The organism is Desulfoplanes sp. (assembly GCF_054921335.1).
Genome location: NZ_JBUDSQ010000018.1, coordinates 1 through 13,563 on the forward strand (window position 1 = coordinate 1; position 13,563 = coordinate 13,563).

The 13,563-nt window shown below is 55.6% G+C and carries 12 protein-coding genes, 1 tRNA gene and 1 riboswitch; of the genes, 9 read left to right on the forward strand and 4 right to left on the reverse strand.

The window, feature by feature from the left end; genetic code table 11:
* Positions 1-6 precede the first annotated feature (6 nt).
* A tRNA-Met gene (locus ACY692_RS05760) sits at positions 7-83 on the reverse strand.
* Positions 84-320: 237 nt separating this feature from the next.
* Here ACY692_RS05760 and ACY692_RS05765 point away from each other — a divergent pair.
* From ACY692_RS05765 to mnmE, 7 genes are all read left to right on the forward strand, one after another.
* Positions 321-587 carry a hypothetical protein gene (locus tag ACY692_RS05765; RefSeq protein WP_462324394.1) on the forward strand — a complete coding sequence of 89 codons (267 nt, stop codon included), beginning with the start codon at positions 321-323 and terminating at the stop codon, positions 585-587.
* A gap of 112 nt (positions 588-699) precedes the next feature.
* Positions 700-834 carry a 50S ribosomal protein L34 gene (gene rpmH / locus ACY692_RS05770; protein WP_462324395.1) on the forward strand — a complete coding sequence of 45 codons (135 nt, stop codon included), beginning with the start codon at positions 700-702 and terminating at the stop codon, positions 832-834.
* A 23-nt stretch (positions 835-857) separates the two neighbouring features.
* Positions 858-1,208, forward strand: coding sequence for a ribonuclease P protein component (rnpA, locus tag ACY692_RS05775; RefSeq protein ID WP_462324439.1), 351 nt, complete (start codon positions 858-860; stop codon positions 1,206-1,208).
* A gap of 13 nt (positions 1,209-1,221) precedes the next feature.
* Positions 1,222-1,485 carry a membrane protein insertion efficiency factor YidD gene (gene yidD / locus ACY692_RS05780; protein WP_462324396.1) on the forward strand — a complete coding sequence of 88 codons (264 nt, stop codon included), beginning with the start codon at positions 1,222-1,224 and terminating at the stop codon, positions 1,483-1,485.
* The gene (gene yidC, locus ACY692_RS05785) at positions 1,478-3,103 is read left to right on the forward strand and encodes a membrane protein insertase YidC (protein ID WP_462324397.1); all 1,626 of its coding nucleotides are present in this window, start codon (positions 1,478-1,480) and stop codon (positions 3,101-3,103) included. Before yidD ends, yidC begins: the two co-directional genes overlap by 8 nt.
* 220 nt (positions 3,104-3,323) lie before the next feature.
* Complete coding sequence (gene jag / locus ACY692_RS05790; RefSeq protein WP_462324398.1) at positions 3,324-4,421, forward strand: RNA-binding cell elongation regulator Jag/EloR; 1,098 nt, start codon at positions 3,324-3,326, stop codon at positions 4,419-4,421.
* A 463-nt stretch (positions 4,422-4,884) separates the two neighbouring features.
* On the forward strand, positions 4,885-6,258 hold the full coding sequence (gene mnmE / locus ACY692_RS05795) for a tRNA uridine-5-carboxymethylaminomethyl(34) synthesis GTPase MnmE (RefSeq protein ID WP_462324399.1): 1,374 nt from the start codon (positions 4,885-4,887) through the stop codon (positions 6,256-6,258).
* A gap of 157 nt (positions 6,259-6,415) precedes the next feature.
* Here mnmE and rnr read toward each other — a convergent pair whose 3' ends face one another.
* The 3 genes from rnr to ACY692_RS05810 form a co-directional block, all read right to left on the reverse strand.
* Positions 6,416-8,563: a ribonuclease R gene (rnr, locus tag ACY692_RS05800; RefSeq protein WP_462324400.1), complete on the reverse strand. Its 2,148-nt coding sequence runs from the start codon at positions 8,561-8,563 to the stop codon at positions 6,416-6,418.
* A gap of 455 nt (positions 8,564-9,018) precedes the next feature.
* Positions 9,019-10,074 (reverse strand): tetraacyldisaccharide 4'-kinase, encoded by a 1,056-nt coding sequence (lpxK, locus tag ACY692_RS05805; RefSeq protein ID WP_462324401.1) that lies wholly within the window; start codon positions 10,072-10,074, stop codon positions 9,019-9,021.
* 397 nt (positions 10,075-10,471) lie between these two features.
* Positions 10,472-11,182, reverse strand: a complete 711-nt coding sequence (locus ACY692_RS05810; RefSeq protein WP_462324402.1) for a Bax inhibitor-1/YccA family protein — start codon at positions 11,180-11,182, stop codon at positions 10,472-10,474.
* A gap of 549 nt (positions 11,183-11,731) precedes the next feature.
* A riboswitch (cyclic di-GMP riboswitch) is annotated at positions 11,732-11,812 on the forward strand.
* Between the two features lie 215 nt (positions 11,813-12,027).
* Here ACY692_RS05810 and ACY692_RS05815 point away from each other — a divergent pair.
* Both ACY692_RS05815 and ACY692_RS05820 read left to right on the forward strand, forming a co-directional pair.
* Positions 12,028-12,390 (forward strand): type IV pilin protein, encoded by a 363-nt coding sequence (locus ACY692_RS05815; protein WP_462324403.1) that lies wholly within the window; start codon positions 12,028-12,030, stop codon positions 12,388-12,390.
* 73 nt (positions 12,391-12,463) lie between these two features.
* Entirely contained in the window at positions 12,464-13,489 is a 1,026-nt protein-coding gene (locus ACY692_RS05820; protein WP_462324404.1) for a hypothetical protein, read from the forward strand.
* Positions 13,490-13,563 lie beyond the last annotated feature (74 nt).

Below are 13,563 nucleotides of genomic sequence, written 5' to 3' on the forward strand. Positions count from 1 at the left end.
TTGTATTGGTAGCGGGGACCGGATTTGAACCGATGACCTTCGGGTTATGAGCCCGACGAGCTACCATACTGCTCCACCCCGCAACAAGTGAAACGCTTGTTTATACACACAGATGGTGGATGTCAATAGATTCTTTTCGCTAAAGCAGAATATGGACCGGAAAGGTAGTTGTGAAGAATATTGATCGGATAGGAAATCCCGGCTGGGAAATAAAGGGGGGTCGCTGAAAAAACAGGGCAGTTGGGGCTTGTCTTTTGTCCCGATCTGTGCTCAATCTTCCGCCCTTGCAGTCGTGAAGAGCTTTAACCCATGGCAGGTTTATGAGTCCGGTCGTCACTGTCGCATTCCTGGCCCTAGGGCTGGGGATGCAGTTCGTGTTTTTGGGATTTTTGTTTTTTGACACACACGCCAGGTTCCAGGCCCACCAAAAGGCCGCTGTCGTGGCCTGTGCGTCAGGTTTTTTAGGCACATGCATTATCGGTATTCTGGCATTTTTCCGGCACGATGTGGTCCTGTTGGCGGGCGAGGTGTTGGCCATGCTCACCGGGATGATTTTGTTCTACAGGGTCATCAAGCGGGAGGAATAATCCCCACCCTCGCGGGAGAAGCGCCCAGGCCCTGAGTGGCCCGTCAGCTTGACGTTAATGCAATTCAAGGATAAAAAAATAAGTTACTTTTATTTTATTTGAGGAGAGTAAAATGAAACGCACCTACCAGCCAAGCAAGATCAAAAGAAAAAGAACCCACGGTTTTCTCGTCCGTTCCGCCACCAAGGGCGGCCGGGCTATTCTGAAAAGAAGACGCGCAAAGGGGCGGAAAAGATTAGCCGTCTAAGGTTTCCCAAAACGTATCATCTGATCCGACGGTCCCAGTTCCAGTCATGCTATTCACGGGGCCGTCGGTATTTTACGTCCCGTTTCATCCTGTTTGTCCGCCCCCGGGAGGATCACGGACCGTGGAGGCTCGGTCTCGCCGTGAGCAAGAAAGTGGGAAATGCCGTCCAGCGTAACCGTATAAAGCGGGTTGTGCGGGAATTTTTCCGTCTCCAGCAGAACCGTATTCCATCCGGTATCGATTATGTCGTGATTCCCAAGCGGAATGTTCGTGCCTTTGACCTTGTTTACGAACAGGTTGCAGAGGAACTGGGAACATTCATATTCCAACAACTCTCTGGCCGTGTGTCGCGGTCGGTTCATACCGATCTGTGACCTTCCGGTTCCCATGCGACATTTTCTCGCCAAATCCATTTCCATCTATCAGTCCTTGATTTCCCCCCTGTATCCCCCGTGCTGTCGTTTTGTTCCCACCTGTTCCGAATATGCCAAAGAAGCCTTTTTGGTACATGGTGCATGCAGGGGAATCTGTTTGGCGTTGAAAAGAATCGTCCGTTGTCATCCGTTGTGCAAAGGCGGATTCGATCCGGTTCCTTTGCCCGGACCCAGCCCAACCATCAGCCGTGTAAAAGAGAAAACATCACATGGATAACAGTCGTGTCGTACTTGCCGTAGCCCTGTCGATCGGGGTTTTGCTGGTCTGGAACTGGCTCTTTCCGCCGGTTCAGCAACCGCCGGTCCAAACACCCGAGCCCGTACAGTCGCAAACGGCTCAGGCTCCTGAAGCCACGGAAAAATCGCCCGTGCAAAAAGCCGAAAAGGGTCCTGCACCCAGTCGGCCGAACGCCGCCTTCACCCCCACCGAGGGCAAGAACGTGGTTGTGGACACGCCGTTGTACAGGGTGGTTCTGAATACGGACGGCGGAATTTTGGAGCACTTCGTCCTTAAGAAATACAGAGAGACTATTGCCAAGGATTCCCCGAACATCGATCTGGTCACTCCCGCGTCCCTGAACAGGGCCCCGTTGGGTATCAGCTGGAACCGTACTCCCGCATGGAGTGAGGGGGTCTGGGGGTTTGCGGGCAAGGACCTTACCCTGGACGGCCAAGAGGAGGGGACCCTGACGTTCACCGGCAAGCTCGGCTCGGTGACGTTTATCCGCACGCTCTCCTTTGGCGCGGACCGGTATGAGATCGATGAGACCATCGAGGTGGTCAACACGACCCAGGCCCAGGTTTCGGGAGAGCTGGATTTTTCTCTGGCCAGCACGGGCCTTTCCAGCAAGGATGACCGTTACAATCAGAACCTGGTCGCCTTTTTATCCTCCCAGGGGCTTGAAGAGGAGAACGATGAGGACGATCTGAAAACGGGGATCGCCCTTCCTGCGGGCAATGCGCTCAAGTGGGCGGGTATCGAGAACAACTATTTCATCCTCGCCCTGGCCCCCATGTCAGGCGACATGGGCATCAAGGCCAAGTTGGACGGGGACGTCTACCGTCTTCTCGTGGGCCAGAATATGATCATCGAGCCGGGACAGGGACAATCGCTTTCCTGCACCTATTATCTCGGACCGAAAAAGAATTCGGCCATGGCCGTTGCTCCCAACGAGCTCAAACGGTCCATCCATTACGGATGGTTCGATATCATTGCCAAGCCGCTGATTGTCGGGCTGAACTTTCTGAATAACTACGTCAACAATTACGGTGTGGCGATTATCATCCTGACCTTCCTCATCAAGATCCTTTTCTGGCCCTTGTCGCAGAAGAGCTACAAGTCCATGGAAAAGATGAAGAAGATCCAGCCTCTCATGGCCCAGGTGCGTGAAAAGTACAAGGATGACCGCGATCAGATGAACAAGGAGGTCATGCAGCTGTACAAGGCGCACAAGGTCAATCCTGCCGGTGGGTGTCTGCCCATGGTCCTGCAGATTCCCGTGTTCTTCGCCCTGTACCAGGCTCTGCTCGGGGCCATCGAGCTCCGTCATGCCCCGTTCATCGCCCATCTTCCGTTCACCGATCTGGTCTGGTTGGCGGATCTCTCGGCAAAGGATCCCCTGTATATCACGCCGATAGTCATGGGGGCGACCATGTTTTTGCAGCAAAAGATGACCCCCACTGCCGGTGATCCGACCCAGGCGAAGATCATGCTGTTCATGCCTATCGTGTTTACGTTTATCTTTTTGAATTTTCCGTCCGGCCTTGTTGTCTACTGGATGGTCAACAACATTCTTTCCATTGCCCAGCAATGGATGATCTCTCGGAAAGTATAGTGGAATCTGGTTTGGTTGTATTTGCCAACCCGCCCCGTTCGCAACATCGTGTATAGATTGTACTCCGGCAAACGGGGTGCGTGCAGACGATGTCCGCACCCCCGTTCCAATGTATCGAGATGGACAACGCCCCGGATTTTCGCTGGGATTATGGGCGCACACAAAAGATGCCAATAGAAGCAAGCCGGTTGCTGCGGAGAGGCGATAGCAAGGAGTCGTTATGAGCGAGTACAAGAGTTTTCAGGGCAAGCAGGTGGATGATGCCATTGCCTTGGCCTGTCGTCATTTCAGCTGTTCACGTGAGGAATTGGAGATTGAAATCGTCAGCGGAGGGTCCTCGGGTATTTTTGGACTCGTTGGCGTGAAGAAGGCCCAGATAAAGGCCAGATTGCGGCAAGCACCCAAGCCGAAAAAGACCGGAGTCCCAGGGAAAGGCGAACAAGCCCCCGATGTTTCCCCAAAGGGTGGGCGGGAGTCCGGAAAGAACAAGGGTGGTTCCAAGGCTGGTCCCAAAAAGAAGGACAAGCCCTCGCAGAAACAGGAAGAAGGTAGGACAAAGAAAACGTCCCCTCGGGCGGAGCGTGGAAAGACGGCTCCAAAGCCGCCGCGACAGGAACCCCCGAGCAGCTCTGTCCATACGCAAGAGAGCGTTCCTGGAACAACGCAGGAGCCGGTCAAAAATGGGCGTCCCAAGCCAAAAGAGCAAACCACTCCGACCAAAGAGGATGTTCGACCGGCCAATAAGGACATCGATACTCAGGCGGCAAGGGAACACATCATTACCAGCACAAAAATGCTTTTGACCAATATTGCCGATGGGTGTGACATCCGGGTGGACATGGACCGGATGCCCATAGAAGTGGTCATCGAGGATGAGGCCAATTCCGGGCTGATTATCGGACGGGATGGCCAGACCATCTCGGCCATGCAGTATCTTTTGAATCGGATCGTCTCCCGGAAGTTTCCCGGAATCAATCGCATCCAGCTCGATGCAGGGGACTACCGGGAAAAGCAGGATGAGCAGCTGCGCAAGACCGCGTTGTTCCTTGCCCAGAAGGCTAAATCCAGTCATAGGACCCAGAGCACCCGTCCCCTGAGTTCGTACCACCGTAGGGTCGTGCACATGACCCTGCAGGAGGACCGGGAGATAATGACCCGGAGCAAGGGGGACGGCCCCATGAAACGGGTACTGGTCATGGCCCGGCGCAAGAAGAATAACCAGAATGGCGCTCACAACCAAGGCCACAACGGCAACGCACGCGGACCTGCCGACCAGGTCGAACAGACGGAGAAGACAGCCGAAAATCAGGCCTCGTGACCGTTGAACGGTTCGGCTGGATCGAGGAAACAACCAACAAGGCAGGGCCGTAGGCTCTGCCTTGTTGCGTATGGAGGGGATAACTTTCCGCGCGGAAATAACCGTATCGTACCATTTCCACGTTGTTCTGAGTCCATGGCATGTCAGGTAGAAGCGGCTTCCAGCCGCTTTTCTCCGGTTAGAACTTAGTAAAAATGGTACCACGTCGTAAAAGGGATCTTGGGCGAGTATCGTTCTTCACGGCGTAGGCCGGGATCTCGATGGACAGGATATGGCCGAGACGGCAATATCACGCCGGATCTGGAGAGATCCCGGAACAAGCCCGGGATACCATCCCGTCGGGCCCTGCCGTTGTCGATTTTTCCCTTCTGTTTTCTCTCTCCTCTATCGCTGTGGGTCCAGACGGGGGGTGCGACCGCCCTTCTTGGTCGCAGCTGTCAGAATACCCAAGGAAACAAAGCATATGCAGACAACCATCGCTGCCATCGCCACCCCACTCGGGACCGGAGGGGTCGGGATCATACGGATCAGCGGCCCTGAAAGCCGGAGTCTCGGGCTGGCCCTCTTTTGTTCGTCGCGACCGGGATTCACCGATTTCAGGCCCTATACCCTGCACCACGGCCAGGTCGTGGATGGAATGGACAATCCCCTGGATGAGGTCCTGGTCAGCTATATGCCCGGTCCGGGATCGTACACCGGGGAGGACGTGGTGGAAATCAACTGCCACGGAGGGCCGCTGGTTCTCCAGGCCGTGCTTGAACGGGTCCTCGATCTGGGCGCTGATCCTGCTGGACCGGGAGAATTTACCAAGCGGGCCTTTCTGAACGGACGTCTCGACCTGACCCAGGCCGAGGCCGTGGCCGAGATGATCGGGGGCCGTTCCACCCAGGGATTGGCCATGGCCGCCTCCAAGCTGGGGGGGCTTCTGGGGGAAAAATTGCGTGGCCTGCGTGGAGATCTCGAGGGGTTGAAAAGGGAACTCTGCGTCGCCGTGGATTTTCCCGAGGACGAGATTGAATGTCTGGAGCCTGGAGACTTTGCTCAACGGGTCCAAACCGTAGTCTTGGAAACAAGGGAGCTGGTAAGGGCCTATGGACGGAACCGATGCTGGCGGGAAGGGGCCCTGGTTGTTCTGGCCGGCCGGGTCAATGCGGGCAAGTCGAGTCTGATGAATGCGCTCCTGGGCCGGGACCGGGCCATCGTCACCGAGGTGCCGGGGACGACCAGGGATTATTTGGAAGAGACCATCGTGCTCGGTGGAATGACGGTCCGCCTCGTGGACACGGCCGGCCTGCGAGAATCCGGTGACCGGGTGGAGCGGGTCGGGATGGAGCGGACCCGGGCCCTGGTGGAAGGGGCGGATCTGGTCCTCCTGCTCATCGACGGTGGAAAGGGGCCGGACGAGGAAGACAGGGGGCTGGTCCGGATTCTGCCAAGGGAAAAACTCATCGTCGTCGGGAACAAGATGGATGTTTGCGGAGAAGAACCCGCCTGGAAAAAGAAATGGGAGGAGGCGGGACATCCTTTGATCATGCTCTCGGCCAAACAAGGGACCCACCTGGACCGGCTGGAAGAGACCATTGTCCACCGGATTACCAAAGAACAGCCAGAACCCGACCAGGGCGGACTGGTTCCCAACCTGCGTCAGAAAAAAGGGTTGGAAAAGGGGGGTGGGGCATTGGAGGTTTTGCTGCAGGATCTGGAGGCAGGGATCCCCTATGATTTGCTGGCCGTGCATCTGGACGCGGCCTGCGCGGCGTTCATGGAACTGACCGGAGAGATCACCCCGGATGAGGTGCTCAACGCGATTTTTGATGATTTTTGTATTGGGAAATGAGGGAGTATCGTTCCGGGGATGGGGAAACAGGGCACGGCGCGCCGTGCCCCTACGGGCGGGGTGGTGTCGCCTCCCGTCTCTCGTCTTCCCCTTCTCTCGTCTTTCTTAAAAGGGCAGGTATGGAACCTGCCCCTACGGATTTATTGTTTTTTTTCCATCATTTTTCCCCAACCACCCCCAAATCTATCTCTAGTCTTCCCAAACTGGCATTCTCCACACGGACCCTGATCCGCTGTCCGAGCTTGTAGGTCTTGCCGGTCCGTTGCCCGAGGATGATCTGTTCTCGGTTCAAAAAGGCGTAATAGTCGTCCCCCAAGGAGGACAAGCGGACCAACCCCTCGGCCAGGATATCCTCGAGTTCCACCCAGAATCCAAAATCCGCCAACCCCGAAACCACCCCTTCGAAGACCTCACCGATGTGTTCCCGCAGGTGGAGGATAGTGGCCCGTTTGAGGATCTCCCGTTCGGCCTGCATGGCCTTACGTTCGCATGCGTTGATACTTTCTCCGATGTTGGTCAGGGACTTTTTCCCGGGCAGTTTGGTCTCCCCCGCACCCAGACATGTTTTGAGAACCCGGTGCACGTTGATGTCTGCGTACCGTCGTATGGGTGAGGTGAAATGGCAGTAGCATCCGGAGGCCAAGCCGAAATGGCCCTGGTTGATCGGGCTGTATCCGGCCTTCATCATCGATCTGAGCAAGAGACGGTTGACCAGGAATTCCATGTCGGAGCGCGCGGCAGTGGAGAGCAATTCCTGGAGCTCCTTTGGGGAGCGTCCTTTGGGCAGGTGCTCGCCAAGATCGGTCCGGGCAAGGAGCTTCATGAGGGCGTCCAGCTTGGTCTGGTCCGGCTCGGGGTGGACGCGGTAGAGGACAGGGACTTGGCGTTCGGTCAGATACTCGGCCACAGCCTCGTTGGCAGCAAGCATGAATTCTTCGATCATCTGATGGCCGAAATGGCGTGTCCTGGGGATGACCTGGATAGCGAGCTCACCCGGGTCTTGGATGATTTCGGATTCCGGAAGATCAAAATCAATTGATCCGCGTTGGTGCCGATTGGCGAGAAGTTTGCGGGCCAGGGTTTCGGCCGTTTCGAGCATGGGGAGGGTGCGTTTGAGGTCGTGGCGCACCTGGCCATTATCCAGGAATAGAGCTTCGTTGACCTGGGAATAGGTCAACCGCGCATGGCTCTTGATGACTGCAGAATAGAAGGAGCTTTTTCTGGGGGTTCCCTGTGACGAAAACTCGATTTCCGCAACCATGGCCAGTCGGGGTTCATCAGGGTTCAGGCTGCACAGCCCGTTGGACAGGGCCTCGGGCAGCATGGGTTCCACCGAGAGGGGAAAGTAGTAGGAGTTGCCCCGCTCAAGCGCTTCGCGGTCCAATGGAGATCCCGGATACACGTAGTGGGAGACATCGGCGATGGCCACATGGAGGCAAAACCCTTTGTCCGTACGGGCAACATGGATGGCGTCATCGAAGTCCCTGGCCCGGGCTCCATCGATGGTTACCAGGGGCAGACCGCGCAGGTCCCTGCGGTTTTTGAAATCATCGGGAGACGGCCGGTCCGGGAGTTCCGATGCCTGGTTGATGACCGACCGGGGGAAGGGTCCGGGAATGGAGTGGCCGATTTTTACCAAATTCTCTTGGACAGACAGATCCCCCTCTCCACCCAGTATGGCCGTGGCCGTACCCATCCACATGGATTTGTCGACACGCTCGTCCGGTGAGACCAGAATGATGTCGTTGGTCTGGGGGTGGGAGGTCAGGGAACCGCAGTCGGCAGTGAAGAGAAGCGGGATTTTGGGGTCGGCAGGTCGGCACACAAACGAGGCCGGACCAACGCGCTTGAGGACCAGACAGGGGAGCACGGACAACGCCCGTTCCAGGACTCGGACGATCCTTCCTTCCTGGTTCTTCCCCCGGCGGCCGGGCAGGACGGCCACGAGCACGGTGTCGTTGGGCCATGCTTCATCGAAGTTGTCCGGGGAGACAAAGATGTCCTTGCGCCGTTTGTCCTCGGGAATGACAAATCCAACCCCGGAGCGCTGTACCTCCAGGACCCCCTTGGTCAGGGGGAGTTTGCCGACCAGGGCGAGCTGTCGCCCGGAACGGAGAAGTTTGCCCTGGTCCACGAGGCTGTTCAGTATGGATTTGATTTTTTTCTTTTCTGACTTGTCGGGAGCAAAGGCGGTCAGGATCTCCTTGACCGGCAGGGGGCGGTTGGCCTCGTTGAAGAGATCGAGGATGGATTTTGGAGAGATCTTTGCTTCGGGCCGGTTGGGTTTTTTCTTGCGTCGGGCCATGGGGCCTCCAGGTTTGGGAAAGGTCAGAATATGGTGGCTTTTGCTTCTGGGGCCTGTTCGCAGTCAATGATAACTATTCAGGCCGTGATGAAGGTGTGGGCGTGTCTGTTCCTGATTCTGGGGATGCCGAGCGTCTGCTCGGCATTGCGTTTACTGAACCAGAGCCCGTTCCAAATGGGGAGTTGTCAACCGGAAGAGTGGTCCCAACATGGAACAGAAATCCCGGGAACGCTGGTGTCTCGCCCGTTTCTGTACTTTCGGGCATGGAGCCGGAGATCGCTTGCGTAACGTGGAAATGCGGGCGGGAAGCTCGCGCTCCCTGGCAGTAATCATTACGGTTTCAGGGTTACCCGTCAGGGATAGCACCAGACGGTGTCGGGCAGGCAGTATGGGAATATCTTCTCCAGCAGTGCTCCAAAGGCCGAGCAGACGATCGGCGTTCCCAGAAAAACAATCTACACGTTCCCCAACCTGTGTGCAAGCCAGTCCGGGAACCATAGGGATGTGTTGGCGCGGGCAACAAAGGAAAGCCGGGTCCGGAGTTCAAAGAGGTTAGGATAGTCCCAGCCACTGATTTTGATGGCGTCCTTCGGGGTGCATACAATGTGCGATGCTCCGGCTCTAAGGGCCTGCTGGACGATCCGCTCTTTGTCATCGGCTGTGAAGGCGTGATGATCCGGGAAATACCGTACATCGGCAGGAGGGTATCCAAGCAGGTCGGTTAGCGTGGCCCGGACCCGATCGGGGTTGGCGATGCCGGTGAACAGGAAATAGGGGGCTTCTTCAAGGTGGGCGACTTTTTCATTGGTCTGCATGCGGGAGAGCCCCACGGGGACGAGCTGGACAAAAAAGATGGGGCGGCCACATTGTTTCAGGCGGGATACGGCAGCGGGGAAAAGCTGATCAAGCGATGAACCCGTGATATTGACCACAAAGGCATCTGTGCGGTCGAGAGCTTTTTCCCCTTCCCGCCAGGAGCCAGCAGGGATAACCCTATTCCAGCCCTCAAGCAGATCCTGTTCCGCCAGCAAGACGATATCCACGTCCCGTTGAACGGCCAGGTGCTGGAACCCGTCATCCAGGATGAACAGGTCGGGCGAAAATTTTTGTTCGCCCCAGGGGCCGCTGCGGATACGTTTGGGATCGACGACCACCTCCGCATGTCCGTGGGCCCTGGCCAGCATGAGGGGTTCGTCACCCGATTGTTCAGGAGAACTTGTTGTTTTTACATGGAACGGGAGGTGGGGCGGCTGCCCATGATACCCCCTGGTCAGAACAACCGGATGACGACCGGTTTGTTGTGTCCAGTCCAGGAGCCAGGAGACCATGGGGGTTTTGCCGGTCCCTCCCCAGGAAATATTCCCCACAGAAATGCAGGGGACATTGGGATACCACGAAGGCACGGGGCCATGTTTGAAAGCCTTTGCACGTAAGCGCATCAGCCCCGCATAGGCATGGCCTAGCGGAGCGATGAGCGGTGAGAGGGATGACTGCCATTTTGTAAGATTCACGAAAGACTTCCTGAAATCGGATTGGTGAGAGGAATGCGCATGTTTTCGGAGGTGGAAGGGGGGATTGGCCTGAGGTTTATGAGGTGACGTATCCCCGGGAACGCCGAGCGTCTGCTCGGCCTTTCGAGCAACAGCTGAAGGGTACAACAGCTTCATACTGCCTGGTCAACATCATCTGCCTCTATTGCTGCTGGTTCGTAAACGCAGTGCCGAGCAGACGCTCGGCGTTCCCAGGAGGGAAAAAACAAAGCCGGAGAATTCCAGCATTCAAGTTACCTCACATTCAAAGCAGGCCCCTGAAACCCACCAAAAGCCGTCCACAAATGCTTTCAAGAAAAAAAAGGGGCAAGCCCCCAAAAGAGCCCGCCCCGTAATGGTGATCTGGTGTCGAAAAATGTTAGTCCCTTCCCTGCCCGAAAAATCTGAGCAGCATGAGAAAGAGGTTGATGAAGTCCAGATACAGGGTCAGTGCGCCAAGAATGGTTCCCCGGCGGACGGCGGTTCCGTCATCCATGGGGGCCGACTGTCCCATCTCTTTGAGTTTCTGGGTATCATAGGCGGTCAAGCCCACAAAAACAAGAACGCCGATGCCGCTGATGGCGAACTCCAGGCCCGGGCTTCTGAGAAAGATGTTCACGATGGAGGCCAGGATGATCCCGACCAGCCCCATGAACATGAAGCTGCCCAAGGAGGTCAGATCCTTCTTGGTGACCATGCCGTAGACGCTCATGGCCCCGAACATACCGGCGCAAATGACAAAGGTGCCGACGACGGAGTTTCCCGTATAGGCGAGAAGAATGGCCGAGAGGGTGACCCCGTTCAGTCCGCTGTACAGAAGAAAAAGCCCGCTGGCCGTGGACGCGGAGAGCTTACTGATGCCCGCGCTGATACCCATGACCAGGCCGAATTCAGCGATGATCAATCCCCAGAAAAGGATCTGGTTGCCGAAGATCGCCTGGACAAGAGCCGGGCTTGATGCGACCAGGTAGGCGGTGATCGCGGTCAGGGCCAGGCCGCCGGCCATCCACTGGTATACCCCGCGCATGAAGGCATTCAAGACCTCGGCCTGGGGGGCGGTTCTGGTGGTTGCGGTACGAAAATCTGCCATGGTGGAGCCTCCGAAAAAGGGAAAAGGTTGTCTCTGTGTGGTTATATGAACGAATATGTATAAGGGCGTGTGAGGGCAAGTCAAGGGATGGAGGGACGTAGATCCCAGGTCACAGGCCGCATGTGTCGGTTGTATGAAAAATGGTAACTATTCAGCCGATGAAGGCTGGGTCATGCATTGCTCCTCCCGGGAACGCCGGGCGTCTGCTCGGCAATGCGTCGACGAATCCGCAGGGAATAGGGGCACATACTAGAACCGAACACAATGACGATATACCCATTGGGCATTTCCCAAAAGGCCGAGCAGACGCTCGGCGTTCCCAGAGAAAGACACACCCTCATGGCGAGTGCTCGTCCTGAATAGTTACTTAAAATGTAACATGTCGGTATCCGGCAACAAATGGACCGCTGGGGAGAGCGAAACGAAAGATCGATGGGGCTTGGCCCATGAATTCATTGTTGACACAAAAAAGAATATATCTTTACTTGATCAGTACGCAGCCAACATGAACCATGTGTCGGCCACCGGGGCGGTCCCGGGTAGCCGTAACAGTCAAAAAGCCAAACCTGTCGCGAGGCAGGGACGGAAAGCCACGGGTCTTGCAGCGATCAAGACAGCCGGGTTGCCTGGTAGGGGAAGATCGTACCGGGTTACCTAAGAGATAGGTAAGCCGGTTTTTTGGTTGGCCATTCTCCACACGGACAAGGCGATCAGGGTCCCGAAAGGGAAGGAGGAGCCGCCTATGGTCTAGCTGCACGGCACGGGCAGAAAAGGGTTGTCATACTCTTTGAAAACGGCTAGCAACCGGTAAATATCATTTTTCTCAACATTGAGGAGGCATGGGTATGGTACGCAAGAATGAAAAAGGTTTCACCCTGGTCGAACTTCTGATCGTCGTGGCCATCATCGGTATTTTGGCAGCTGTGGCTATTCCGCAGTTTACGAAGTATAAAAGGAATGCGGTCGAGGCTAGAGTCACAGCAGGTCTTACAACATGTGTAACTGAATTGGCTGCAGCGTTTGCTACTGGAGAAAGTAATGGCACTGGATATCCTTGCGATGTTGGAGCTACTAATCAAAATGCATCTCTTTCTCTTGATTCGAATGGTACTGTTACGGGAACAAATTTAGACGGGTTTACTCTTGACGGCTATACTGTAGATTGTGATATTTCAGGTAGAAATGAGGTTAACTGTACAGCTTCATAAAATTTCACATAAAACAATAGATGGTTTTCAAATTTAAATTTGAAAACCATCTATTGTTTTTGTTTGATAAATTATGACAACAATACTGCGGGAGAAAAATCTATTTTTACTCCTTACTATTCTCTTTGCTCTCACTCTCACCACCGACGTCTATCTCCAAACCACCCGTCATGCCAGCCTGTGTATAACGACTTCCTGCCAGGTAGTCGGGGAATATGTTCGTTTTGGCGAGCTTATGCTGGTCAAGGCCGGGGCGATATTTTTCTGGGTGCTCTGGCTGCTGGTCTTTTTTGCCGGGCGGTATGACAAAAAATGGCTTTGGGGATTGGTTACACTCATCCTCATGGGGGCGCTCGCCTTTGACGGCGGATTGCTCGGGTTCCAGTTCATGGTCCTGCGCGAGCATTGCCAGCTGTGCATCGGCGTGGGCGCGGCCCTGTTCGTGCTGACCGTGCTGTTCGCCTGGGTGCGGAGATCCTGGCTTGTGCTGCTTCTGGGGCTTTCCGTGTGGACCGGCGGATTTGCAGCCAATTCCATTCTTGTATTCTCTACAGAACTCCCTCCCCTGTCCGAAACCGCCTTTCTAACATGGCCGGATTCCAGAAACGGGACTAGCGAGCGGCTCATTCCCAGATACCATCTTTTTTTCAGCCTGCATTGCGGCCATTGCAGCAAGGTCATTGCCAACCTGGCCGTGAACAAGGCGGACCAGGCCGACTGGACCTTCCATATCATGGACAGCCGGGACGAGGATTTGGAGCGGCTGTCTCAGATATTGTCTGCCAATATGACCGCGGAAAATCCTTTTTTGGAAATCTTGCACTGGGAGAGCGAGGAAACCGTTCCCCCTATTGCAATCCCGGATGCGTTGCGCGAGGATATAGATAAGGCAACGACCTATTTTTCCAGTAGCGGATTCAGGGGTGTCCCCCTGCTCATCGTGGATGAGCGGCCCGGTGTCAGGATCATTCTTTCCGGGGCATCCAGGATTGTCGGGTATCTCAGGCAGCAGGGGGTCATCAAACACATGATCAATTTTGGGGCGCAACAGCTCGGGGAAGAAGATCCGTTGCCGGCCGAGGCCTTGGAAGGATCGTGATGGGCAAGGACAGACAGGATAGATGATACATGGTGGGGGATAAGGGATGCGCGATAGAGTAAAGATGGTGCATC